Here is a 22,965-nt window from a genome sequence, read left to right as displayed (position 1 = left end):
CTGGCCTTCGGGATCTCTCCGCGCTGGGCCTATCGCGAACTGCAGATCGGCGCCGCGATGCGAGACCGCTTCCCCCAACTCGCCGCCCTGTTTCACCGAGGGGAGATTTCGTTGCGGGTGATGTCCACCGTGGTGGAACGCACCCTGTTGGTGGTCGATGACGAGGCTTTGGCGGCCATCGACGCCGCGTGTGTAGAGGCGGCCACGCTGTGCGGGTGGAGTGGGCTGTCGTACTACAAGTTGAAGAACGCCGTCGATGTGTGGGTCGAACGGTTCGACCCGGATGCGGTGCGGCGGGTGCGTAACACGGTGCGCGGGCGTGGGGTCACCGTGGAGCACACCGACGACAAGGCCGGCATCACCACCCTCACGATGCGGTTGACCAAACCGGGTGGGGCGTTGCTGATGGGCAGACTGCGCACCATGGCCAAAGCGGTGTGCCCCAATGATCCCCGCACGCTGGACCAGCGGCTGGCCGATGCCGCCGAGGCCTTGGGCGCTGATGCCGATCACCTGAAATGCCTGTGCGGTTCCGAGATCTGCCCGGCGGCCGCCGAGGACGGGGTGGCCTCGCGGTTCGTGGTGCACATCTACGCCGACGCCCCTGCGCTGGAGGGTGATCCCGATCCGCTGATCCACGGCGAAGGCGTGTTCCCTACCGGCCCTACGAACGTCACCATCACATACCCCACCAAGGACACCAGGCCTGCGGCCCGCGAGCCCGAGCAGGCTGACGCAGCCGAGCCCAGCGCCGGCGACGATCCCGCGACACCGCACGGGCAACCGGTGCACCCGGACCCGGGCCAGGACCAGGCCCAGGAGCCGCGGTCGTCGGCTCCGCGGCACTGCGAGGCTCCTGCCGACCGAGAAGCCGAGCTGCCGGTCGCCGAGCCTGGTGAGGCCGAGTCAGAGCCCGCCCCAACGGCTCCCAAGACGGGCACGGCGCCGGGGTTCATCCCCGGCTACGGGGTGGTGCCGAATGCGTTGATCGCAGCCCTGATCACCGCCGGCGCAAAGATCCGCCACATCAAGACCCCCGCGGTCGACCCGACCGACAGCTACCGCATCCGCGCCGCGGATCGCGAATTCGTGCAAGCCCGTGACCTGACCTGCCGGGTTCCGGGTTGCGACCGCCCCATCCGCGACGCCGACCTCGATCACACCATCCCCTGGGGTGAGGGCGGGCCCACGCATGCCTCCAACCTCAAGGGCCACTGCCGCCATCACCACCTGATCAAGACCTTCCGCGACGGCTGGTCCGAAGTCCAAAAACCCGACGGCACCGTCCTCTTCACCACCCCCACCGGCCACACCTACACCAGCATCCCGCTGAGCCGCATCCTGTTCCCCCGCGTGAACACCACTTCGGCGCCGGTGCAGCGAGGCAGCCCGAGAAAAGAAGCGGCCGCCGACAAGTCGGTCAAGATGCCGAAACGAAAACGCAGTAAAGCCAAAGACCGCGCCTACCGCATCGCCGCAGAGCGCGCACTCAACGCTGCCCACCGCGCCGGCAACGGCGAGGGTCCCGGCAACGGCGAGGATCTCTTCGACCGCGCCTACCGGGAGGAGCCTCGCCACCACGACGAACCCCCGCCGTTCTGATCCAGCGTGTCAGCGAGTGCCGCTGGAATGTCAGGGAGTCAGGTCGTAGACCGTGGTCCCGTCGATTGTCTGGGCGGCGAAGTTGTCCTGCACCCACTGGGTGATCTGTGTGGCCGCGGAGTCGCTGTCACGACCACCCGGGCCGCCCGGACCACCCGGACCGCGCTCGCTCACCAGGAAGTAGCCCACTTCGCCGTCGGCGACGTACTGCTGGAACTGCGCCAGCGTCGGCGCGTTGTCGCTGCCGGTGAACCCGCCGATCGGCATCACCGAGGCACCGGTCTCCAACTGCAGGCTGCCTGCCATGTGCGATCCGATAGTGGCTGCCGCCCAACGTTGTTCGCTCCCGACCAGCATTTGCTCGACCTGATCCGACGCGCCGCCACCCATGGGGCCGCCGGGTCCACCGCCCGGGAAGCCCGGGAAGCCCGCGCCCTCACGGGCGGGACCGGACGTCGGAATCGGCCCGCCGGCGCTGTTGGCCACGGTCTGCACGGTGTACGCACCGGTGGCGGCCAGCCCGAAGAGCACGCCGGCGAACGCCAGCACCGCGGTGTAGCGACCCAGCTGGTGGCCGCCGACAATCAGCACCGCCGCCACCACGATGGCCCCCACCAGCACCACCCAGCGCAGCCACGGCAGCCACTCCGGTGTCCGATTCAGCAGCACGAAGTTCCAGATCCCCGTGGCAGCGAGCATGAGCGCCAACGGGATCCGGGCCGACAGATACCTGCGCCCCTGCCACAGCTTGACCGCCGCGATCGCCACCACGCCCGCGATACCGGGGGCCAGTGCGATCGTGTAGTAGGGATGCATGATCCCCTTCATGTAGCTGAACACGATGGCCGTCACCACGGTCCAGCCGCCCCACAACAGGAGCGCGGCCCGGGTGCGGTCGGTTCGGAACGGGACTCGTCGGGTGAACCAGAGGCCGGCGACGAGACCGATCAGGGCAGCGGGCAGGAGCCAGGAGATCTCGGTGCCCATCGACTGCCCGAACATGCGGGTGATCCCAGGGTCACCGCCGAACATGATGTTGCCGCCTCCGCCGGGAGGACCACCCATGGGCCCGCCGTTGTCAGCGCCGGCGGTCGGATTTCCGTCACCGCCGAACACCCGGCCCAGGCCGTTGTACCCCAGGGCCAGCTGCAGCAAGCTGTTGTCGGTGGACCCGCCGATGTAGGGCCGGGAGTCCGCGGGCCAGATGCTGACCAGCGCCACGAACCAGCCGCCGGAGATCACCATGGCGACAAGCCCGGACACCAAGGCGCCGAGCCGTTTCCACATGCTGCCGGGCACGGCGACGAGCACCACCAGCGCCAGCACGGGCACGATGAGGAACGCCTGTAAGAGCTTGGTCAAGAAGGCGAATCCCAGCGCGACACCGGCCAACGCAGTCCAGCGCACCGCATGGCCGTCGAGTGCCCGCACGATGCAGTACGCGGCCACCACCAGTAGCAGAACCAGCAGCGCGTCAGGGTTGTTGAATCGGAACATCAACGCGGCCACCGGCGTCAGCGCCAGCACCAGGCCGGCCAGCAACCCCGCCCCGGGCCCGGACGTGCGCCGCACGGCGGCATAGAGCAGACCCACCGCGGCCACGCCCATGAGCGCCTGCGGCACCAGCATGCTCCACGAGCTGAATCCGAAGATGTTGCCGGACAGGGCCATCACCCAGATCGAGGCCGGCGGCTTGTCGACGGTGATGGAATTACCGGGGTCCAGCGACCCGAACAGCCAGGCTTTCCAGTCCATCGTGCCGGACTGCACTGCGGCGGCGTAGAACTCGTTGCCCCACCCCAGCGACCCCAGTGCCCAGAGATACAGCACGGCGGTACCGGCCAGCAGAACCAGCAGCGCGGGGCGCTCCCAGCGACGCCCTGGTTGCGGATCGGATTCGGCGACGGTCACCGGCGTCTCGAGCACGGTCATGATTTTCCCTTGTTGGTTCGGCGCGGGTGGAACACCCAGCCGCGCAGCAGGACGAATCGGACAACGGTGGCCAGCAGGTTGGCCGAGATCAGCACCAGGAGTTCGACGGCACGGGCCGGCTCGCCGAAGTAGTGCAGCACCGCCAATGACCCACTGGTGAGGGCCAATCCGATGGCGAACACCACCAGACCTTCGAACTGGTGCCGGACGGCACGGGCGCGACCGCGCACCCCGAAGGTGAAGCGACGGTTGGCCGCGGTGTTGGCGATGGCCGTGACCAGCAGGGCCACCAGGTTCGCACCTTGTGCGCCCAGGGGCCGCAGCGCCAGGAACAGCACCAGATAGGCGAGGGTGGACAGCACCCCCACGGTGGCGAACCGCACCACCTGCCGTAGCAGCGACGGCGGCGGCTCGGCGGCCGGGGTCAGCTGTACACCGATGGCGCCCACCGGAATCCGGCCCGTCGTGAGCCCGGCCAGCAGCCGCGCGATGCCCTTGAGGTCGGCGACGGCGGTGGCCACGATGTCGACCCGGCTGTCGGGGTCGTCCACCCAGTCCACCGGGACCTCGTGGATGCGCATACCGCTGCGTTCGGCAAGCACCAGTAACTCGGTGTCGAAGAACCAGCCGGTGTCGTGTACATGGGGCAGCAGCCTGGCGGCCACATCCGCTCGGATCGCCTTGAAACCACACTGGGCGTCGGTGAACCGGGCGGCCAGTGTCGAGCGCAGAAGCAGGTTGTAGCAGCGGGAGATCACCTCTCGCTTGGCGCCGCGCACCACCCTGGACCCGCGTCCCAGCCGGGTACCGATCGCCAGATCCGAATGCCCGGAGATCAGCGGCGCCACCAGCGGCGCCAGGGCGGCGAGGTCGGTCGACAGGTCGACGTCCATGTAGGCCAGCACGGGTGCATCGGAGGTGGACCACACGTCATGCAGGGCCCTACCCCGGCCTTTGAGCTCCAGCCGCCGCACCCGCACCTCGTCGAACTCGTCGGCCAGTTCCTCGGCGATCCTCGGGGTGGCGTCGACGCTGGCGTTGTCGGCGACGGTGATGCGGAACGGGAACGGGAACTCCGCGCTCAGGTGGCGGTGCAACCGGCGCACCGAATCGGCGAGTTGGTCCTGTTCGTTGTAGACGGGGACGACGACATCGAGCACGGGCACCCCGCGGTCGGCGGCGATCAGTGCGGCGTTCTTCGTGGCTCGCGGCAGGTCGATTGTGCTCATGCATTCATGGTCGGATCCGGCCGTGGGCTGGACGTGGGTGTCTGCTATGCGCTCGCTGTGAGTCATCGGCTCACGTCGTAGACGGTCACGCCGTCGACGTCCTCGCTGGGGAAGTGGGCGTGCACCCACGCTGAGATCTGCTGTGCCGCATCACTTCCGCTGGAGCCGGCACCCATCATCCGCAGCATGGTGGAGTCCATGAAGTAGTGAATCCGGCCGGCTGACACCAGCTCTTGGAACCGCTCCAGCGTGGGTGCGGGGTCGGTGCCGTTGTACCCGCCGACGGCCATCACCGGAAGCCCCGTGGACAGCTGGTATCCCGCGGCGTTGTTCGACCCGACGGCAGCGGCAACCCAGGTGTAATCGGCGGAATTCTCCTTCAGCAGTGCCACCAACGCCGCACCGGGGCGTTCGGCGTCGAGGAAACCGGGTGGGCCACCGAAGCCCGCGGACGGGCCCGCCGAGGGGATGGCGCCGCTGTGCGATGTGGCCGCAGTGGCGATGCTGAACGCCGCAGGTGCGGCCAGGACCGCCACGAGTGCCGCCACCGCCACACTGTTGCGTGCTGCCGGAGCAAAGCGACCGGCTACCAGCAGCAGCAGTCCGGCGGTGAGCCCGACCAGCAGCACCGCCCATCTCAGCCACGGTAACCACTCGGAATGACGTTGCAGCAGAACGAAAGCCAGCACCGCGGTCAGGACAACGGCGCCGGCGAGCACGGTGGCCACCCGGATGTCGGCGCGATGTCGCCACAGTAGCGGCACCCCGATGCCCAGGCAGCCGGCGATCGCGGGCGCCAACGCCACGGTGTAGTACGGGTGCACGATGCCGTTCATGTAGCTGAACACCAGCGCGGTCAACACCAGCCAACCGCCCCACAGCAGCAGCGACGCACGTACCGGGTTCACCCGAGGTGCCCGGCGCACCAGCCACATCCCCGCCGCCACTACGATCACCGCGGCGGGCAGCAGCCAGCCGATCTCGCCGCCCATCTGTCCGCCGAGCAGTCGCCCCCAGCCGACGTCGTGGTTCATGTTGCCCAGACCGCCCACCTCGTCGCCGGTCAACCGGCCCAGGCCGTTGTATCCCAGGGTGAGCTCCAGAATCGAGTTCTGTTGTGAGCCACCGATATAGGGCCTGGAATCGGCCGGCCACAGTTCTACCACCAGCAGATACCAGCCGGCGGACACCGCCAGGGCCAGCGCCCCGCAGGCCAGTCGCCGCACCCGCGTCCACAGCGGCAGGTCGGCGGCGATCAGGAAGACCAGAGCGAACACCGGGGTCACCAGCAGCGCCTGCAGCATCTTGGCCAGGAACCCGACCCCGATTGCCGTCCCGGCCAGCACCAGCCACGCAGCGCCGGCGTCGGCGTCCAGTGCCCGCAGCACCGCGTAGGCCGCCACCACCAGGCTCAGCACCAGCAGCGCGTCGGGGTTGTTGAACCGGAACATCAACGCCGCCACGGGAGTCAGTGCCAGTACCGCGCCGGCCAGCAGCGCGCCGGCCGGGCCCACCACCCGTCGCACGGCGGCGTACAGCACGGCCACGGCCGCCACACCCATCAGCGCCTGCGGCACCAGCACACTCCAGGCGTTGAATCCGAAGACCCGCGCAGACAGGCTCATCACCCACAACGCGGCCGGTGTCTTGTCGACGGTGATCGCATTGGCGGCGTCACTCGAGCCGAACAGGAATGCCGTCCAGTTCGACGAACCGGCTTGCACCGCAGCGGTATAGAAGCTGTTGGCCCATCCACTGGCGCCGAGGTTCCACAGATAGAGCGCCGCGGTGCCGAGGAGCAGGACCGCCACCGCGACCGGCTCCTGCCGGGACCGGGTGTGCGCAGAGCTGACGACAGCAGGTCGCGGCAGAGTGAGTGTCACCCTGCCAGGGTGCTGCCCCACCGTGGACGCAGGATGGGTACCGGCTATGTGCCAGCTGTGAAGGGCACTTTGCACGGAAGAACGACAGAAAACACTGTCGAACCGGGTCTGCTGCGCAGGTCGATGCGGCCACCGTGCGCTTTGACCACCGCGGCGACGATGGCCAACCCGAGACCGGTGCTGCCGCCCTTGCGGGAGCGCGACGAGTCACCGCGGGCGAACCGTTCGAACACCTCGGACTGCAGTTCGGCGGGGATGCCGGGGCCGTCGTCGGCGACCCGCAGCACCGCCCCGTGCTCGTCGGCGCGCAGCGACACCGTCACCGTGGTGCCGGTGCCGGTGTGGGTGCGGGCGTTGGCCAACAGATTGGTCAGCACCTGATGCAGGCGGGCACTGTCACCGGTGACCAGCACCGGCTCCTCGGGCAGTTCCAGGTTCCACTCGTGATCCGGGCCTGCGATGTGCGCGTCGCTCACCGCGTCGACGGCCAGCTGGGACAGGTCCACCGGTTCGCGTTCCAGCGGCCGCCCGGAATCCAGCCGGGCCAACAGCAGCAGGTCCTCGACGAGGTTGGTCATCCGTTCGGCTTCCGACGACACCCGGCCCATGGCGTGTGCCACCTCGTCGGGCACTTCATCGCGGCGCCGCTGCGCCAGCTCGCTGTAACCGCGGATCGCCGTCAGGGGTGTGCGCAGTTCATGGCTGGCGTCGGCGACGAACTGCCGCACCCGGGTCTCACTGGCCTGCCGCGTCGACAGTGCCGCCGAAATGTGGTCGAGCATCCGGTTGAGGGCCGAACCCATCTGTCCCACTTCGGTATTGGGATTGGTATCGGGCTCGGGTACCCGGACCGGCAGCGCCACTTCGCCGCGGTCGAGCGGGAGGTTGGCGACCTTGGCCGCGGTGGCGGCCACCCGATCCAGCGGAGCCAGCGCTCGCCGGATGATGATCACGCCCAAGGTGGTGGCGAGCACCACAGCCACCACTGTCACCACGGCGAAGATCAGCAGCACCCGCAGCATGGTGGCGTTCACGTCGCTCATGGGCAGCGCCACGGTGATGACCTCGCCGAAGCGGTTGTAGGTCGCCACGGCGCGGTAGCGGCCCTGCCCGTCGATGTCGACGGTGATCGCGCGTTGTTGCGGCGTGATGGCGGCCAGCTGCGCCTGCGCCTTCTCGCTCAACTCGGCGCGCTGACCGTAGGTGGTCAGTATCCCGGCGTTGGTGTGGCCATGGTGACCCATTTCCGCGGCCACCATCCCGACGGGCTGGCCGGGCGCGTCCAGGAAATCCGGCCCGGGTCCCGGGCGGGGACGCGGGCCGGGGCCGGTTCCGGGAATCGGCGGGGGCGGCGGTAGCCCGGACATCATCGCCGAGCGGCCGGTGGCCTCCACCAGTTGGCGGTCGAGCTGATGCACCAGGTACTGGTTCAGTGCCAGTTCGGTGGCGGCGCCGATTCCGATGCAGACCAGCGCCAACAACAGGATCTGCCCCAGCAGCAAGCGCCGGCGCAACGACCACGTGCTCGGCCGCACGCTGTGCATGGGGCCGGCTGTCATCTGGCGGGCTTCAGGACATATCCCGCGCCACGCAAGGTGTGGATCATCGGTTCGCGGCCGCTGTCGATCTTCTTGCGCAGGTAGGAGATGTATAGCTCGACGATGTTGGACCGGCCGCCGAAGTCGTAACTCCACACCCGGTCGAGGATCTGGGCTTTGGACAGCACCCGTTTGGAGTTGCGCATCATGAACCGCAGCAACTCGAACTCGGTGGAGGTCAGCGATATCGGTTCGCCGCCTCGGGTCACCTCGTGGCTGTCCTCGTCGAGCACCAGATCCCCCACCACCAGCTGGGCACCGCTGTCCTCGGTGGTGACCCCGGTGCGGCGCAGCAGGGCGCGCAGCCGCAGCACCACCTCTTCGATGCTGAACGGTTTGGTCACGTAGTCGTCACCGCCGGCGGTCAGCCCCGCGATGCGGTCCTCCACCGCGTCCTTGGCCGTGAGCAGCAACACCGGCAGGTTGGGGTTCTGCTCGCGGAGTCTGCGCAGCACGTCGAGTCCGCTCATGTCCGGCAGCATCACGTCGAGCACCACCACGTCGGGTCGGTTGTTGCGCGCAGCGGCGACCGCGGCGGCACCGTCGGCGGCAGTGGTGATGTTCCAGCCCTCGTAACGCAACGCCATCGACACCATCTCGGCGAGCACGGTTTCGTCGTCGACGACCAGCACGTTGATGGGGTTACCGTCGGCTCGGCGCATGACGACACGTTCGGCAGCTCCAGACATCATGGCTCCCAGTATTTGGTTTCCCGATGGGCCGACCCTGTGCCGATACTATGCGCCCGCTGTGAGACAGGGGGCTGAAGCGTCACCTAGCCCGCACACAGGCGGCGCACAGACTCCGCCGTCACGGTGGTCGTCATGGACACCCGAACCACCGAGCCGGTGTGGGGCGCGCCGCCGAGCGAGCCCGCACATTGGTCACTCAACAAGACGTTGGCCGCCGTCGGCATCGCCGTGGTGCTGGCCGGCGCCGGAGCCGCCGTCATCTACGCCGCGGCGGGCACCACACAGCAGGGCGGCGGTCCCGGCTTCGGCGGGCCCCCTCCCGGGGGCCGGGGCGGCGGACCCGCCGCTGCGACGGACGCACTGCACGGCCAGTTCGTGGTGCCCGACGGCCGAGGCGGGTACGCCACGGAGCTCACCCAGACCGGCGTCGTCACCGATATCTCCGACACGTCGATCACGGCACGCAGCGAAGACGGTTTCACCCAGACCTACGTCGTCACCACCGATACCCGGCAAGGCAGAACCGAGGTCAAGGCCGGTGACACCGCCACCATCCGTGGTGTCACCGCCGACGGCACCAATACCGCGACGGTGATCTCGGCCGGGCGATGATTCCTGGCTAGCATGACGCGATGACCATCGTCTTCGTGCACGGCAACCCGGAAACCGACGCAGTCTGGGAGCCGCTGGTGGCGGAACTGGGTCGCAACGACGTGGTTCTTGACGATGTGGTCCTGTTGTCCCCTCCCGGGTTCGGTGCGCCGCTGCCCGACGACTTCCCTGCCACCTACGAGGCATACCGGGACTGGTTGGAGGCCGAACTCACCCGCTTCGCCGAGCCTGTCGATCTCGTCGGCCACGACTGGGGCGGGGGTCATGTGGTGAACCTGGTGATGCACCGGCCGGAGCTGGTCCGCAGCTGGGCCAGCGATCTCCTGGGCGTCTTCGACGTCGACTACGTCTGGCATGACCTGGCCCAGGTGTGGCAGACCCCGGGTGCGGGTGAGGAGCTGATCGACTCGATGCTGGGCGGCACGGTGGCCGACCGCGCCGCACGGAGCGAGGGCTTCGGCATTCCGGCCGAGACGGCCGCCAAACTGGCTGCCGGGCAGAACGAAGCGATGGGCCGGGCGATCTTGGCGCTGTACCGCTCGGCCACCCAGCCTGCGATGTCGGAGGCCGGCCGCAACCTGGAGAACGCGGCACAGCGGCCCGGTCTGGCGATTCTGGCCGCGGAGGACCACCTCGTCGGGACCGATGAGATGCGCCGGCGAGCGGCGGGACGGGCCGGCGCCAGGGTCGAAGTCCTCGAAGGGCTGAGTCATTGGTGGATGCTCGAGGATCCCGCTCGCGGCGCGCTGGCACTAACCCGGTTCTGGGGCGCGCTGCCGCATTAGCCTCCGGGCATGACTTTCATCGAGGTCGTCGAGACGGTGGGCACCGTCATCGACGCCGTGGGTGTCGCCGTCATCGCGATCGGTGGTGTGCTGGCGGCGGGTATCGCCCTGGGACGGCTGTTCCGCAAGACCGGCGGTACCTACCGAGTCTTCCGCGAGCAGTTGGGTCGGTCGATCCTGCTGGGACTCGAGTTCCTGGTGGCGGCCGACATCATCCGCACCGTGGCGGTCACCCCGACGGGGCAGAGTGTGGCGGTGCTGGCCGGCATCGTGGCCATCCGCACGTTCTTGAGCTGGTCACTGGAAGTGGAGATCAGTGGGCGCTGGCCGTGGCAGACGAAGCGGAAAACGGAAACCGTCTAGAGCCATGCGTCCATTGATGCCGTTGTACGCGGCAGGCTTCGTCACCGCGTTCGGCGCCCACAGCATCGCCGCCAGCCTCGGTGGCTTCACCGAAGACCAGCACGCGTCATTGCTCACGTTGGGACTGCTGCTTGCCGTCTACGACGGCGCCGAGGTGCTGCTCAAACCGCTGTTCGGCTCGCTCGCCGACCGGGTGGGTGCCCGGCCGGTGCTGCTCGGGGGGCTGGTGGCGTTCGCGGTCGCCTCGGGGGCGTTCGTGGTCGCCGGTAATCCCGCTTGGGTGGGTGTGGCACGGTTCGGGCAGGGTGCCGCCGCGGCGGCCTTCTCACCGGCCGCCTCGGTGCTGGTCTCGCGGCTGACCCCGGAAGGTGGGCAGGGCCGCGGCTTCGGCCGCTACGGCGCCTGGAAGGGTCTCGGGTACACGGTTGGGCCGGTGCTGGGCGGTCTCCTGATCGCCGCAGGCGGTTTCTCGCTGCTGTTCCTCACCTTGGCCGGGTTGGCGGCCGTGATCGCCGTGTGGGCGTTGGTCGAGGTGCCCGATGTGGCACCGCTGCCACGGACCCGGCAGACAGTGGCCGACCTGGCGCGGCGGCTGACCAGTTCCTGGTTCGTCCGCCCCACCCTGGCCCTGGCCGCCGCCACCGGTGCGCTGTCCGTCGGTGTCGGGTTCCTGCCGGTGATCGGCGCCCAACGGGGGCTCGGCCCGTTGGCCACGGGTGCGATCGTGTCGGTGCTGGCCGCCGCCACCGCGCTGGTGCAGCCCCGCATCGGCGCGGCCCGCGACAAAGGCCGGATCCGGGATCTGCCGGGCATGGTGGTGGGTCTGGTGGTGGCCGCAGTCGGTTGTGTGGCCGTGCTGCTCCCGGGGGTCGCCGGGCTCGCGGTCGCGGCGCTGCTGATCGGATTGGGCGTCGGTGTCATCACGCCGCTGGGTTTCGCCCACCTCGCCGCCACCTCCCCCGCGGATCGGCTCGGGCAGACCATGGGCTCGGCCGAGGTCGGCCGAGAACTCGGCGACGCCGGCGGACCGCTGCTGGTCGGCGCGGTGGCTGTCGGCATCACCTTGACCCCGGCGCTGGTGGTGTTCGCCGGACTACTCGGCGTCACCGCCGGCGCCCTGGCGTTCCGCCAGCCATTGCCGCGCCCGCCGGTCGGAGGCACGGGATAACCACGCATCCTGGATGAGCTCGGTCAGTTCGGCCACACCGATCTCCCCGATACGACTGGTGCGCAACAGGACCGAGGGATGATCGGTGAACCGGTCGGTGGTGAAGAACAGCGCGCGGTCATCTTGTGTGAGGGCCAGCTTGTCGCGCTCGTCCTCGACCCACAACATCACGACGTCGGTGTATTTCTCCCCCGTCCGCGGGTCCACCGCATCGGGTTGCGGGGTGCGGAAGAACACGAATGACTTGCCGCCCACCTGATAGATGGGGTTGCCCTTCGGGCCTTCGATCCTGGTGACATGCGGCATGGCACCGGCGATTCGGTGAATATCGGCGACCTGGGCGCGCCTGTGGGCCATGTCCCCAGGTTACTGAGCCACAATCTGCGGTCATGAGTGATTCCCGGGCGGCCCGCACGCTGCGCTCGTTCCGCAAAGCCGTGCCCGCGCCCCTGGCCGAGCCGGACACCCACGACCACGCCGATATCGCGGCGATGCTGCGCGAATTGGGTATCGCACTGGTGGAGGTGGAACAGCCCACCAACCAGATAGCGGCGCGGCTTCGGCAGATCGCTGCGATGTACACCACCGAGAAGGTCAGTGTGGTGGTGCTGCCGACGGTGCTGATTATCCAGATCGGCACCGCGGCCTACGAGGTCGACGTGACCACCCGCATCACCACGCAGTTGAACCTGGCGGGCAAGATCGACGCCATCGCCGAACTGGCCGATGCCGGCGCCATCACACCGGCTGACGCGGTGGAGGCCGTCGCCGCTGCCAGGCAGACGCCCTACCGGTTCGGCCCGGTTTCCGGTGTGGTCGGGTATGCCGTCACCACACTGGGTTTCGGTCTGGTGATGAATCCGACGTGGGCGTCGCTGTGGGGGTATGTCTTCCTCGGCACTGTCGTCGGCGTCATCGTCGTCGCCGCGCGACCCTACCCATCGCTGAAGCCGGTGGTCCCGCCCCTGTCGGCGTTCGTGGTGACCCTGCTGGCCACCTGGTTCGTCGCCGACGCCGCCAACGACGGTCTGCTGCGGGTGATCACCCCGGCGCTCGTGGCGGTGCTGCCGGGTATCGCACTGACCATCGGCGCCATGGAGCTGGCCAGTTCCGCGATCATCGCCGGAACCAGCCGGGTGGTGTTCGGTGTGACACAGCTCGGGCTGATGGTGTTCGGGCTGGCCATCGGACTGCACATCGCGGGACCACTTGCCCCCCAACAGCCGTCGGCTCAGATGGGATCATGGTCGCTGTACGCCGCGATCATCGTCATCGGCGTCGGTCTCTATCTCTACCTCTCCGGACCCCCGGGAACGCTGATCTGGTTGATGGCCGCGGTGGCAGTGGCACTGCTGGGGCAACAGTTCGGCGGACTGTTCCTCTCGTCCTCGCATTCCGCCGCCGTGGGCGCCTTCCTGGTGGTGCCGTTCGTCATGCTGGTGCGGCACATCAAAGGAGGCCCGCCCAGCATCGTGATGATGCTGGTGGCGTTCTGGACGCTGGTGCCCGGAGCGCTGGGCTTCGAGTCCCTCTCGGAGGTCACCACCCATGTCGATCCCGACGTGACCACCCTGGGTGTGACGGTGGCGGCGATCTTCTCGATCGCGCTGGGCACATTGCTGGGCTGGAGCGTGTTCCACGCCCGCCTACGCCGGTTCTAGGTTCACGCCGCTCTCAGGTTGAGCAACGCGTTCTGCACCACTTCGGTCAGCGCCGGGTGCGGCCAGAACGGTTTGGTGGCCAGCGATTCGGCGTCGATCCCGAATTCCATTGCGATGACGAAGATCTGGATCAAGGTGGCCGACTGGCTACCCATCAGGTGTGCGCCCAGGATCTGCTTGGTCGTGCCGTCGGCGAGCACCTTGCACCGCCCGGTGCTGTCCTGCAGGGCCCACCCGTAGGCCACCTCGTCATAGGAGTACGTCGACACCAGATAACCCGGGTGATCGGCTTTGGCCTGCTCCTCGGTGATGCCGACGGAGGCCATCTGGGGGTTGGTGAACACCGCTGACGGGACCCGGTCATGGTCGAGTTCTCGCATCGAGTCCGGGTGCCGCAGATTGTGTTTGATGGCGTCGGCCTCGCGATTGGCCACATGTTTGAGCGGGATCCCGACGCTGATGTCACCGAGGGCGAAGACGCCGTCGACACTGGTGCGGCCGTACTCGTCGACGGTGATGAGGCCTTTCTCGTCGACATCGACGCCGCCGGCGGCGATGTTGAGGCGGTCGGTGTTCGGGATACGCCCGGAAGCCACCAGCAGCATGTCGGCGGACACGGTTTCACCGTTGTCCAGCGTCAGGATCAGATCGCCTGGTGCACCGCTGATTCCGGAGACTTCGGAACCGCATCGCACGTCGAAGCGATTCCGCATCAGGTCGGTGAAGGCGGTGCGGATCTCGTTGTCCTGGGGCCCGCCGAGCAGCAGGTCGCTCTTCTCGATGATGCTGATCTGGCTGCCGGCTGCGGAGAACACGTGAGCCAGCTCGGCGGCGACGTATCCGCCGCCGAGCACTGCCAGCCGCCGCGGTGGTTCATCGATGCGCATCACCGTGTTCGACGTCTCGTACGGCAGACCGCTGTCGGCCACCACGTCCGGCACTGCAGGCCTTCCCCCGGCGGCGATCACCACCTGAGCGGCCTCGATGTCGGTATCGCCGACCCGCAGCCGCCGCGGACCGGTGAACTCGGCGTGCTCGGAGTACACCGTGATGAACTCGGATGCCTCGCGGCCGTGCTTTCCGTCTTCGGCGATACCGTCGGTGCGGCTGAACACCCGGTCACGCAAGGCCTGCCAGCGCAGCCGCCGCAGGTCGGCGTCGATGTCGAACTGGTCCGCGCCGGCGATGTCATCGGTGAGTTCAGCGGTGTACGCCAGCAGTTTCGACGGTATGCACCCGTAATTGACGCACGTGCCACCGAATTTGCGTTCCTCGATGATCGCGACGTCGAGGTCGGAGAACGAGTCGTCGATGACCATGTTCCCGGAACCCGTGCCGATGACCACGAGATCGTGATGGCGCATGGGCTGTCCTGTGCCCGAATTATCGGCGCGATAAACGGACACAGGACAGCCGTGAGTCAGCTGGTGACAGTGGAGACCGGAGGCGTCGACGACCGATCGACGGCGCCCGATCCCTTCCGCGGCCCCGCGAGCGCCAGGCCGAGCACCGTGACCAGCTGGCAGGCGACGATGAAAATGACCACACCCCAGGAGGATCCACCTGTCGCCTCCACCAACGCGGTGGCGATGAACGGGGTGGTGCCCCCGAGCAGCATGACGTTGAGCTCACGGGAGGTCGCGATGCCGGTGAACCGGTAGCGCGTTTCGAAGAGCTCGGACAAGAACGCCGACTGGGCGCCCAGCATGGCGCTCTGGCCGACGCCGTAGGCCACGGCCATCGCCAGGATCACCAGCACCGGGTTGCGGGAATCCAGCAGAGCGAAGTACGGCCACATGTACAGAGCGGTGAAGATCGCGCCGAACGCCAGTACCCGGCGCCGGCCGTGACGGTCGGCCAACCGGCCGAACAGCGGTACTGCGACCACACTCGTGCCCGCGGCGGCCACCACACCAAGGGTGGCCACGGTGGCCGACATCTCGAGGGTGTTCTTGATGTAGCTCAGCGAGAACGTGTTGATGGCATAGCCGGCGACGTTGAGGCCCGAACCGCACAGGATGCCCACGATCAGCGCCCGGGGACTCTCTTTGATCGCGGTGATCAGTGGCACCTTGACCACGGGAGCGGCGTCGGTGGCGGCCTTGTCGGCGGCGCGGACGAAGGCGGGGGTCTCCTCGACCCGGCGACGGATGAAGATCGCGACGATGAAGATGACCGCACTGGCCAGAAACGGCACGCGCCATGCCCAGTCCAACAGCATGTCCCTGGGCAGCAACGCCAGGATGGCGAACAAACCGGTTGAAAAGGCGATGGAGGCGCCGACCGCGGCCTGCGTGAACGACGTGTAGAAGGCGCGGCGATGGGCGGGGGCGTACTCGGAGATGGTGGTCACCGCACCGGCGAATTCGGCGCCCGCGCCGACGCCCTGCAGCATCCGGGTGATCACCAGCAGAACGGGCGCCCAGACTCCGATCTGTTCGTAGGTGGGCAGCAGGCCCACGAGCACGGTGGCCACACCCATCAGGGTGACGGTGAAGATCAGAACCGGCTTCCGCCCGACCCGGTCACCCACGTGCGCGGCGATGATCCCACCGAGCGGACGGACGAAGAACGCGACGGCAAACACCGCGAAGGACGCCAGGGTGCCGCCCACCGCGCTCTGGTTCGGGAAGAACAGCGGGCCGAACACCAGTGCCGAGGCGGCGCCGTAGAGCGCGAAGTCATACCACTCCATGAAGGTGCCGATGGCCGCCGCGCCCACGACGCGGCGCACCGCGGGCTTGTCATAGGTGTCTGGTGAGTCAGGCTTGGTCACGGTGCCGGTCCTTTTGATTGTGGGCAATCCCTGCGGGCGCCCGGTGTTGCGTTGCATATGTTGCAATCAGATTGCGTTATGCACAACATTAAGTGGATCGCCGTGTTGTGTCAAGCGTCACTGCCATCGAAATCAATTGCAGAACAACACTATTGAGTGAAAAGCCACCAGGCCCGGCGCCGTGCGGCACCGGGCTGACACATCTGAGTTGCGGCGCGGTCAGTGCGCGACAGCGATCCGGAGCTTGTCGAGTGTGGCGGTGTCCGACAGCGCCGACCCGATGGCGACGGCACGCGCTCCCGCCGCGAGGAACTGCGCGGCATTGTCGGCGTTGATCCCACCGGTTGCGACGAAACACGCGTCCGGGAACGGGGCGAGCTGCGCGGCGATCCAGTCCGACCCGAGTTGCGCAGCCGGAAATGCTTTGAGCCACCGGCACTCCAAGGACAGCGCCGTCGCGATCTCACTGGAGGTGGCCACCCCGGGAAGATGCGGCAGGCCCAGTTCCTGCGAGCGCTTGATGACGGCGGGATTCAACCCGGGGGCCACCGTGAACTGCGCGCCGATCCGTTGCACGGCCTCCAGCTGGCCGGTGTCGGTGACGGTACCGGCGCCCACCACCCGGCCCTCGTCGCGGCCCGCGGCGACAGCGGCCTCCAGGGACGGCAGCGCGGCGGGCGACTGCACCGGGACCTCGATCAGCTCGACTCCGAAAGCCCATGCGTGCCTGCATAATTCGACCGTCTTATCCGGGGAGTAGCCCCGGAAGATCCCGACCACCGGTTGCTCGGCCAGCAAGCCGTCGAAGAAGTCATCGAATGCCACGTTCGTCTCCTCGCCATCCCATGGATCGGGATATCGTGTCTGCTACCTTGCGGAACTCGTCGACGCTGCGCCGCAGCTCCTCCAGCGGACACACGGCGCGTAGTGCTGTCACCGAGATGCCGTGTGTCACTTTGCCTGTCGCGTCGAAAACGGGGACAGCGACGCAGTTGATGTAGTCCTCGTGCTCACCGTTGTCCTCCGCGTGGCCGCGCGCCCGGGTGAGGTCCAGGTCTTTGCGCAGCGCGTCGATGTCGGTGAGCGTGGTCTGCGTGTACGGCTCGAAGGTCGCCGCGGCGATGATCCGTTCCCGGTCGGCGGGGGTCTGGAACGCCGCGATCACCTTCGCCACCGCCGCGGTGTGCAGCTTGGCGGGCAGCCCGATCCGCGATCCCATGGCCACGGTGCCGCGGCCGTCGATCTTGTCGACGTAGACGATGTGATCACCCACCAGCTCGCCGAGATGCACGGTGTGGCCGTAGCGGGCGGCGAGCTCCTGCAGATGCCCATGCGCCGCCGACCGGGCTTCCACCTGGTCGAGGGCCAGCTGCCCGAGCGCGATCAGCTCGAACCCCATGGCGTACCGGCCGTCGGGCTGGCGCCGGACAAAGCCCCGTTCCTCCAACGTCTGCAGCAGCCGCAGTGCCGTCGACTTGTGCACGCCGAGATGGTCGGCGACCTCACCGAGGGACCGATTGCCCCGGGAGACGAACGATACGACATCAAGCGCGCGCGCCACGGTCTGCGACATCGACGGGCTCCCCTCTGAGTGTGTGATCGGGTACCGGCCGCGTGTGCCTGTTGGGTGCGACCAGCGCCACGATATCGGCGAGGGGAGGTAGCGCCACCAGATCGGTGGGCGAACCGAGCACCCGTGAGGCGACATGGTGCGCCACGTGCAGGCAGACTGGCTCCGAACCACCGTCGAGCATCGCGGCCAGCCACCCGGCGGCGAAGGCGTCCCCGGCCCCCACCACGTCGACGATGCGCTCGACCCGGCGGGCCGGTACCCGAAACGTACCGTCTGGGGTGTAGGACACCGCCTCATGGGATCCGTCTTTGACCACGAGATGCCCCGGCTCCGGCAGCAACTCCCTGACCGAGTCGGCTGTTGTTGTGGACCAGAGGTTTTCGGCCTCGTCCCGGCCGACGAACACGATGTCACTGGCCGCGGCCAGCCGGCGTAGGAGGGGCCGGGCGTCATGGTTCCACAGGGCGGGTCGGTAGTTGACGTCGAAGCTCACCCGGGCGGCACCGAAGACCCGGTCGACGACGACAGCCTCGACAAGTTCGCGGCACGACGGTGAGAGCGCCGCGGTGATACCCGAGACGTGCACCACCTTCGGCGGGTGACTGGCCCAACGCGACAACACCTCCGGCGACATCGCGGAGGCCGCGGAACCGTCGCGGTAGTAGTACACGCGGGTGCCCGACGGTGCTGGGTCCTTGAAGTACACCGCGGTGGGCCGGTCCCGATCGCATTCCACCCGGCTGACGTCGACTCCGAGGTCGGACAGGGTGTCCGTCACGATCCTGCCCAGCGGGTCGTCACCGACGGCACTGGCCCAGGCCGACCGCAACCCGAGCTGGGCCAGATGCGCGGCGACGTTGGACTCAGCGCCTCCCGGCCGCAGCAGGTAGTGGCCGTCTGCGGTGAGACCGCCGGGGCCTGCGGGGGTGACCATCACCATGGTCTCGCCGATGGCCAGGACGTCGTGCAGTGCCGTCACCGCAGAGCCCCGACGATTCCGGGGCGGATGCAGTTGCGCGGCACCCCGCCCGCGGCCACCGCCTCCAGGCTGGCCGCCACCTCTGCGGCGCGCCTGGTGTAGGTCGAATCGGCTGATGCGGAAAAGTGCGGCGTCATGATCACATTGGGCAGTTCGTGGAAGGGCAGCGGCGAGGCGGGATGAGGGTCGGCCGAGGCATCGGTCTGCCACACGTCCAGCGCCGCGCCTGCGATGCGCCGGGTGAGCAGCGCTGTGTAGAGCGCCGGCTCGTCGACCAGTCCGCCCCGGCCCACGTTGACCAGAACTCCGCCCTCACCCAGCAATTCGAGCTGCGGGGCGCCGATCATGCCGCGCGTCTGCTCGTCGAGAGGGCATGCCAACACCAGGTAGTCGGCTTCGCGCAGCGCTTGATCGCGATGGCGGGGTCCGCCCACCCAAGCGTAGGGTTCGACATCGGTCTGGAGATCGGTCAGGTCGCGCCCGCGGATTCCGATCACCTGGGTTCCCATCGCCGAGCACAGCTGCGCGGTGGCAACGCCGATGTGCCCGGTGCCCACGACGGCCACGGTGGCGCCCTCGAGGGTGTCGAATCTCGACACCGACGGATCGATCATGCGTGAGCGCCAGCGACCCTGCCGCAATTCCCGATCCCGCCACAACAGTTCACGGCGCACCGCCAACATCGTCATCACCACGTGCTCGGCGACCGAACGTCCGTGACCGTAAGAGTTCACGATGGTGACCGTCGCGGCGATGTCGTCGGCAGGGATGTGGTCGGTGCCCGCCGCGGTGACGTGAAGCAGCCGCAATTGCGTTGCAACACTGGCAAACTCACTGTCAAAGTGCACTCCGACATAGGCCTCGACGGTGGGCAGCGCCGCGAGCAGGGCATCGCGGTCCGACACTGGCAGATAGATCACCTCCGCCCAGGACGGCAGCCTCGCCGAGCCGGTTGACAGGGCGTTCCACACGTTGTCGTCAGTGAGCAGAATTCGCATGCCGGGTCAGCCCTTCGTGGCCGGTAGTGCGCTGTTGTTCAGGTAGATGCGGTTGTGCGTCGGGGTCACCACCATCTCGTTGACGCAGATCCCGGCGGGCATCTCCACAATCGTGGCGACGATCTCCGCCAGCTGATCGGGCTGGAGCATCCGGGCCAGTTCCTCCGGCGTCGGCGGCACCGGCCGGGTCTGCAGGATCTCTGTGTTGACCTCGCCCGGACACAGGTGGGTGGCCCGGATACCGTGCCGCCCCTCCTGGTCGTTGATCGATTCCACCAGCGGGCTCAGGGCGGCTTTCGACGCGCCGTAGGCCGCGCCGGCCACCGACATGAAACGCCATCCGGCGAACGAGGAGACCACCACGATCTGCCCGAATCCCTTGTCCCGGAACGACGGCAGCACCTGGAGCGCCGTGCGGGTCACCGAGGTGAGGTTGGTGTCGACGACGGCGTCGAAGTTGTCGACGGTCAGGTCCTTCCACCAGCGTTCGACGACGTTGAACCCGGCGCAGCAGACCAGCGTGTCCACGGGGCCCATGGTGTCGACGATGTGCTGGTGCGCGCGGGCGACGTCGGCGCTGTCGGTGACGTCGGCACGCACCGGGATGGCCCGGCCGCCCGCCGCGCCGATGGCGGCCGCCACCTCCTCGAGCGCTTCGGTCCGCCGCCCCGTCACCGCCACGGCGTAACCGCGCCGGCCCAGTTCCTCAGCGATGGCGCGACCGATACCGCTGCTCCCACCGGTCACCCACGCGGTGCGGGTGCGGATGGCTTCAGTGCTCATCAGAGATCCTTGTCGCGAGTCGGGTCGAAGAACACCTTGATGCTGGTATCTCCCTTGCCCGCACTCTCGAACGCTGCGTACGACTCGCCCATCGCGAAGGTCGTGGTGGGCAGCGCTTCCAGACCGAGGGTGTCGGTGTTGAGAAGCTCTACGGCCGTGGCGAAGTCATCCGCGGTGTAGACGCGGGTGCCGATGATGGTGTGTTCGGCGAAGTTCACGGTGCGCAGGTCGATCGGGGTGGGCTGCTTGTACACACCCACCACCACGACGGTGCCGCGAATCCGTGCCGCTTCCGTGAGTTGCGCGGCGACCGACGGGTGCGCCGCCGAATCGAACACCACGTCGGCGCCGGCACCGCCGGTACGCGCCCGGATGGTGCCGACAGGGTCCTCGTCGGAGGCCACCGCATGCAGTCCGTACCCCGCGGCCACCCCTCGACGCCACGAGTTCGGCTCGACGATCACCACGTCCGCGGCGCCACAGTGCCTGGCCACCAGCGCGGTCAGCAGACCGATGGGTCCGGCGCCGAACACCACCACCCGGTCACCTGCCCGCAGCCCCGACCGGTCGACTGCGTGCACCGCCACGGCCAGCGGTTCGGCGAGTGCGGCGAACTCCTCGGAAACACCGGCGGCCATGGGATACACACTCGAGGTGCGCACCGCCACGTACTCGGCCAGCCCGCCCGGTTCGTCAACGCCGTACAGGCCCAACGACGCACACACATGGCCGAAGCCCTGCGTACACGCCGGGCACAGGTCAGCTCCGCGGTCAGCGCACGAGATCAGCGGCCGGACGGCGACCCGGGTCCCCACCGGGACGGCTCCGTCGGGGCCGGCATCGACGACGGTGCCGCCGAACTCATGCCCCAGGACGATGCCGGGTTGGGCACGGGCGTGAAAACCCTTGAAGATGGCCAGGTCCGAACCGCAGATGCCCACCCGCGACACCTCGAGCAACACCCACCCCGGCCCACCGACCGGGGCGGGGATGTCCACGATCTCGAGCCGGTCGGGGCCGGCCCATGTCACTGCTTTCACACGGTCAACTTTCACTGTTGCACTATTTGCAATGGCCTTGCTCTATTTGCAACATCATGGCAAGTTGTCCGCTGAGCTGTCAATCACAAAGGAGTCCACGCACATGCAGATCGTCGATGTCCAGGCGCGCCATGTGCCCCAGTCGATGTGGGGCAATTTCTGGCAGCAGCAGAGGAGTGTGCGCGGCCCCGGCCCCATGAGCCGTTTCCCGTTCCGCGGCGACGGCTGGAGCTGGTACACCTGGCCACAGGGCATCGTGATCGTGCGCGTCACCCTCGAGGACGGCACCACCGGCATCGGGTACTCCGAGGACGGCATCGGTGCCGCCACCACCATGGTCAACGCACATCTGGGCCGCATCGCCACCGGACTGCCCGCACATTCCACCGAACAGATCTTCGAACAGCTCTATCGCGCCTCGATCGTCTACGGCCGCAAGGGCGCCGCCATCGAAGCCATCAGCGCCATCGACATCGCCATCTGGGACGCCCTCGGCAAGCACCACGGGGTCCCGGTCTACCAGCTCCTCGGCGGACCCAGCGGGAACACCCTGCGCGCGTACGCGAGCAAGGTCCAGCCCGACGACGACTTGACCGAGGTCCGCCGGATGGCCCGCGACTACGTCGAGCGCGGTTACACCGCAGTGAAGGCCAACTGGCCGTACGGCCCCGGTGACGGCCGCGCCGGCCTGCTGAAGAACCTGCGCTACATCGAGGCAATCCGCGACGAACTCGGCGATGGGATCGAGTTGATGACCGACGCGTACATGGGCTGGGACCGTCCCTTCGCCACCGAGATGATCCGCCATCTGGCGCCATTCGACCTGCGCTGGGTCGAAGAACCCCTGATTCCCGACGACATCGCCGGTCACGCTCAGCTGCGCGGCATGGGTGTGGTCCAGATCGCCACGGGCGAACACGAATTCACCCGGTACGGCTTCGCGCAGCTGCTGGAGGCCGGCGCTGCCGACGTGCTGCAACCCGACGTTCACCGGGTCGGCGGTATCACCGAGATGCGCCGGGTGTGTCAGATGGCTTCCGGCACCGGTACCGAGGTCATTCCGCATGTGTACTCGGCGGCCACCCTGCATGTGGTGCTCTCGCAGCCGAACTGCACCTGGATCGAACACTTGACCAACCCGTCCTACTGGGGACGGGATCAGCGTGTGGAGCCGCTGTTCCTCGGCGAACCGGAGGTCAGCGGCGGTGTACCCGCCATCCCGGCAGAGCCCGGCATCGGACTGACCATCAACACCGCGGCCCTGCCGGAGCTCGCGGACTGGGCGTGATCA

General features: G+C 68.1%; 21 protein-coding genes. 7 read left to right on the top strand and 14 right to left on the bottom strand.

All coding sequences use genetic code 11. The annotated features are described in order from the left end of the window. Window positions 1-1,602 (top strand): HNH endonuclease signature motif containing protein (locus AC3A6P_RS14730; protein WP_487692327.1); only part of this gene is annotated, 1,602 nt, incomplete at its 5' end. A 30-nt stretch (window positions 1,603-1,632) separates the two neighbouring features. Here the strand turns inward: AC3A6P_RS14730 and AC3A6P_RS14725 are convergent. From AC3A6P_RS14725 to AC3A6P_RS14705, 5 genes are all read right to left on the bottom strand, one after another. Continuing rightward, the gene (locus tag AC3A6P_RS14725; RefSeq protein WP_487692326.1) at window positions 1,633-3,534 is read right to left on the bottom strand and encodes an ArnT family glycosyltransferase; all 1,902 of its coding nucleotides are present in this window, start codon (window positions 3,532-3,534) and stop codon (window positions 1,633-1,635) included. After that, entirely contained in the window at window positions 3,531-4,763 is a 1,233-nt protein-coding gene (locus AC3A6P_RS14720; protein ID WP_487692324.1) for a bifunctional glycosyltransferase family 2/GtrA family protein, read from the bottom strand. The genes AC3A6P_RS14725 and AC3A6P_RS14720 overlap by 4 nt, the downstream gene beginning before the upstream one ends. A 62-nt stretch (window positions 4,764-4,825) precedes the next feature. Then, window positions 4,826-6,646: an ArnT family glycosyltransferase gene (locus AC3A6P_RS14715; protein ID WP_487692323.1), complete on the bottom strand. Its 1,821-nt coding sequence runs from the start codon at window positions 6,644-6,646 to the stop codon at window positions 4,826-4,828. 44 nt (window positions 6,647-6,690) lie between these two features. Continuing rightward, window positions 6,691-8,205 (bottom strand): sensor histidine kinase, encoded by a 1,515-nt coding sequence (locus tag AC3A6P_RS14710; protein ID WP_487692321.1) that lies wholly within the window; start codon window positions 8,203-8,205, stop codon window positions 6,691-6,693. Beyond that, the gene (locus AC3A6P_RS14705) at window positions 8,202-8,906 is read right to left on the bottom strand and encodes a response regulator transcription factor (protein ID WP_487692356.1); all 705 of its coding nucleotides are present in this window, start codon (window positions 8,904-8,906) and stop codon (window positions 8,202-8,204) included. Before AC3A6P_RS14705 ends, AC3A6P_RS14710 begins: the two co-directional genes overlap by 4 nt. Before the next feature lie 162 nt (window positions 8,907-9,068). Here AC3A6P_RS14705 and AC3A6P_RS14700 point away from each other — a divergent pair, with 162 nt between their 5' ends. Genes AC3A6P_RS14700 through AC3A6P_RS14685 form a run of 4 tightly spaced genes read left to right on the top strand, consistent with a single transcriptional unit; the run spans window position 9,069 to window position 11,864 of the window. Next, window positions 9,069-9,548: a hypothetical protein gene (locus tag AC3A6P_RS14700; RefSeq protein ID WP_487692320.1), complete on the top strand. Its 480-nt coding sequence runs from the start codon at window positions 9,069-9,071 to the stop codon at window positions 9,546-9,548. A 20-nt stretch (window positions 9,549-9,568) separates the two neighbouring features. Next, complete coding sequence (locus AC3A6P_RS14695; RefSeq protein WP_487692318.1) at window positions 9,569-10,333, top strand: alpha/beta fold hydrolase; 765 nt, start codon at window positions 9,569-9,571, stop codon at window positions 10,331-10,333. 9 nt (window positions 10,334-10,342) lie between these two features. Beyond that, the gene (locus AC3A6P_RS14690) at window positions 10,343-10,696 is read left to right on the top strand and encodes a DUF1622 domain-containing protein (protein WP_487692317.1); all 354 of its coding nucleotides are present in this window, start codon (window positions 10,343-10,345) and stop codon (window positions 10,694-10,696) included. Window positions 10,697-10,700: 4 nt separating this feature from the next. After that, window positions 10,701-11,864, top strand: coding sequence for an MFS transporter (locus AC3A6P_RS14685; RefSeq protein ID WP_487692316.1), 1,164 nt, complete (start codon window positions 10,701-10,703; stop codon window positions 11,862-11,864). Here AC3A6P_RS14685 and AC3A6P_RS14680 read toward each other — a convergent pair. After that, a complete protein-coding gene (locus AC3A6P_RS14680; protein WP_487692314.1) occupies window positions 11,790-12,221 on the bottom strand; it encodes an MmcQ/YjbR family DNA-binding protein in 432 nt (143 codons plus the stop codon). The genes AC3A6P_RS14685 and AC3A6P_RS14680 overlap by 75 nt on opposite strands. A gap of 32 nt (window positions 12,222-12,253) precedes the next feature. On the opposite strand from AC3A6P_RS14680, the gene AC3A6P_RS14675 reads away from it, so the two are divergent. Beyond that, complete coding sequence (locus AC3A6P_RS14675) at window positions 12,254-13,525, top strand: threonine/serine exporter family protein (protein ID WP_487692313.1); 1,272 nt, start codon at window positions 12,254-12,256, stop codon at window positions 13,523-13,525. Window positions 13,526-13,527: 2 nt separating this feature from the next. Here AC3A6P_RS14675 and AC3A6P_RS14670 read toward each other — a convergent pair whose 3' ends face one another. The 8 genes from AC3A6P_RS14670 to AC3A6P_RS14635 form a co-directional block, all read right to left on the bottom strand. Further along, window positions 13,528-14,889 (bottom strand): mycothione reductase, encoded by a 1,362-nt coding sequence (locus tag AC3A6P_RS14670; RefSeq protein ID WP_487692312.1) that lies wholly within the window; start codon window positions 14,887-14,889, stop codon window positions 13,528-13,530. A gap of 56 nt (window positions 14,890-14,945) precedes the next feature. Next, on the bottom strand, window positions 14,946-16,301 hold the full coding sequence (locus tag AC3A6P_RS14665; RefSeq protein ID WP_487692311.1) for an MFS transporter: 1,356 nt from the start codon (window positions 16,299-16,301) through the stop codon (window positions 14,946-14,948). Window positions 16,302-16,520: 219 nt separating this feature from the next. Continuing rightward, complete coding sequence (locus tag AC3A6P_RS14660) at window positions 16,521-17,126, bottom strand: bifunctional 4-hydroxy-2-oxoglutarate aldolase/2-dehydro-3-deoxy-phosphogluconate aldolase (RefSeq protein WP_487692310.1); 606 nt, start codon at window positions 17,124-17,126, stop codon at window positions 16,521-16,523. Next, entirely contained in the window at window positions 17,113-17,874 is a 762-nt protein-coding gene (locus tag AC3A6P_RS14655; RefSeq protein ID WP_487692309.1) for an IclR family transcriptional regulator, read from the bottom strand. The genes AC3A6P_RS14660 and AC3A6P_RS14655 overlap by 14 nt, the downstream gene beginning before the upstream one ends. Further along, a complete protein-coding gene (locus tag AC3A6P_RS14650; RefSeq protein ID WP_487692307.1) occupies window positions 17,846-18,853 on the bottom strand; it encodes a sugar kinase in 1,008 nt (335 codons plus the stop codon). Before AC3A6P_RS14650 ends, AC3A6P_RS14655 begins: the two co-directional genes overlap by 29 nt. After that, the gene (locus tag AC3A6P_RS14645; protein WP_487692306.1) at window positions 18,850-19,851 is read right to left on the bottom strand and encodes a 2-hydroxyacid dehydrogenase; all 1,002 of its coding nucleotides are present in this window, start codon (window positions 19,849-19,851) and stop codon (window positions 18,850-18,852) included. Before AC3A6P_RS14645 ends, AC3A6P_RS14650 begins: the two co-directional genes overlap by 4 nt. 6 nt (window positions 19,852-19,857) lie before the next feature. Then, complete coding sequence (locus AC3A6P_RS14640) at window positions 19,858-20,634, bottom strand: SDR family oxidoreductase (protein ID WP_487692305.1); 777 nt, start codon at window positions 20,632-20,634, stop codon at window positions 19,858-19,860. Then, window positions 20,634-21,674 carry a zinc-dependent alcohol dehydrogenase gene (locus tag AC3A6P_RS14635; protein ID WP_487692304.1) on the bottom strand — a complete coding sequence of 347 codons (1,041 nt, stop codon included), beginning with the start codon at window positions 21,672-21,674 and terminating at the stop codon, window positions 20,634-20,636. The genes AC3A6P_RS14640 and AC3A6P_RS14635 overlap by 1 nt, the downstream gene beginning before the upstream one ends. A 103-nt stretch (window positions 21,675-21,777) precedes the next feature. On the opposite strand from AC3A6P_RS14635, the gene AC3A6P_RS14630 reads away from it, so the two are divergent. Next, window positions 21,778-22,962, top strand: a complete 1,185-nt coding sequence (locus tag AC3A6P_RS14630; protein WP_487692303.1) for an enolase C-terminal domain-like protein — start codon at window positions 21,778-21,780, stop codon at window positions 22,960-22,962. Window positions 22,963-22,965: the final 3 nt, after the last annotated feature.

The sequence above is a fragment of the Mycobacterium sp. Soil_C_30 genome (genome assembly GCF_057656995.1).
The sequence above is the reverse complement of the archived record's forward strand: the minus strand, read 5'-3'. Positions and strand labels throughout refer to the sequence as shown.

Bases quoted from the DNA above. Each gene is read 5' to 3' on its own strand.
- AC3A6P_RS14725 (WP_487692326.1), bottom strand. From the start codon at position 3,534: ATGACCGTGCTCGAGACGCCGGTGACCGTCGCCGAATCCGATCCGCAA.
- AC3A6P_RS14720 (WP_487692324.1), bottom strand. From the start codon at position 4,763: ATGAGCACAATCGACCTGCCGCGAGCCACGAAGAACGCCGCACTGATC.
- AC3A6P_RS14710 (WP_487692321.1), bottom strand. From the start codon at position 8,205: ATGACAGCCGGCCCCATGCACAGCGTGCGGCCGAGCACGTGGTCGTTG.
- AC3A6P_RS14705 (WP_487692356.1), bottom strand. From the start codon at position 8,906: ATGCGCCGAGCCGACGGTAACCCCATCAACGTGCTGGTCGTCGACGAC.
- AC3A6P_RS14700 (WP_487692320.1), top strand. From the start codon at position 9,069: ATGGACACCCGAACCACCGAGCCGGTGTGGGGCGCGCCGCCGAGCGAG.
- AC3A6P_RS14695 (WP_487692318.1), top strand. From the start codon at position 9,569: ATGACCATCGTCTTCGTGCACGGCAACCCGGAAACCGACGCAGTCTGG.
- AC3A6P_RS14690 (WP_487692317.1), top strand. From the start codon at position 10,343: ATGACTTTCATCGAGGTCGTCGAGACGGTGGGCACCGTCATCGACGCC.
- AC3A6P_RS14685 (WP_487692316.1), top strand. From the start codon at position 10,701: ATGCGTCCATTGATGCCGTTGTACGCGGCAGGCTTCGTCACCGCGTTC.
- AC3A6P_RS14680 (WP_487692314.1), bottom strand. From the start codon at position 12,221: ATGGCCCACAGGCGCGCCCAGGTCGCCGATATTCACCGAATCGCCGGT.
- AC3A6P_RS14675 (WP_487692313.1), top strand. From the start codon at position 12,254: ATGAGTGATTCCCGGGCGGCCCGCACGCTGCGCTCGTTCCGCAAAGCC.
- AC3A6P_RS14670 (WP_487692312.1), bottom strand. From the start codon at position 14,889: ATGCGCCATCACGATCTCGTGGTCATCGGCACGGGTTCCGGGAACATG.
- AC3A6P_RS14655 (WP_487692309.1), bottom strand. From the start codon at position 17,874: ATGTCGCAGACCGTGGCGCGCGCGCTTGATGTCGTATCGTTCGTCTCC.
- AC3A6P_RS14645 (WP_487692306.1), bottom strand. From the start codon at position 19,851: ATGCGAATTCTGCTCACTGACGACAACGTGTGGAACGCCCTGTCAACC.
- AC3A6P_RS14640 (WP_487692305.1), bottom strand. From the start codon at position 20,634: ATGAGCACTGAAGCCATCCGCACCCGCACCGCGTGGGTGACCGGTGGG.
- AC3A6P_RS14630 (WP_487692303.1), top strand. From the start codon at position 21,778: ATGCAGATCGTCGATGTCCAGGCGCGCCATGTGCCCCAGTCGATGTGG.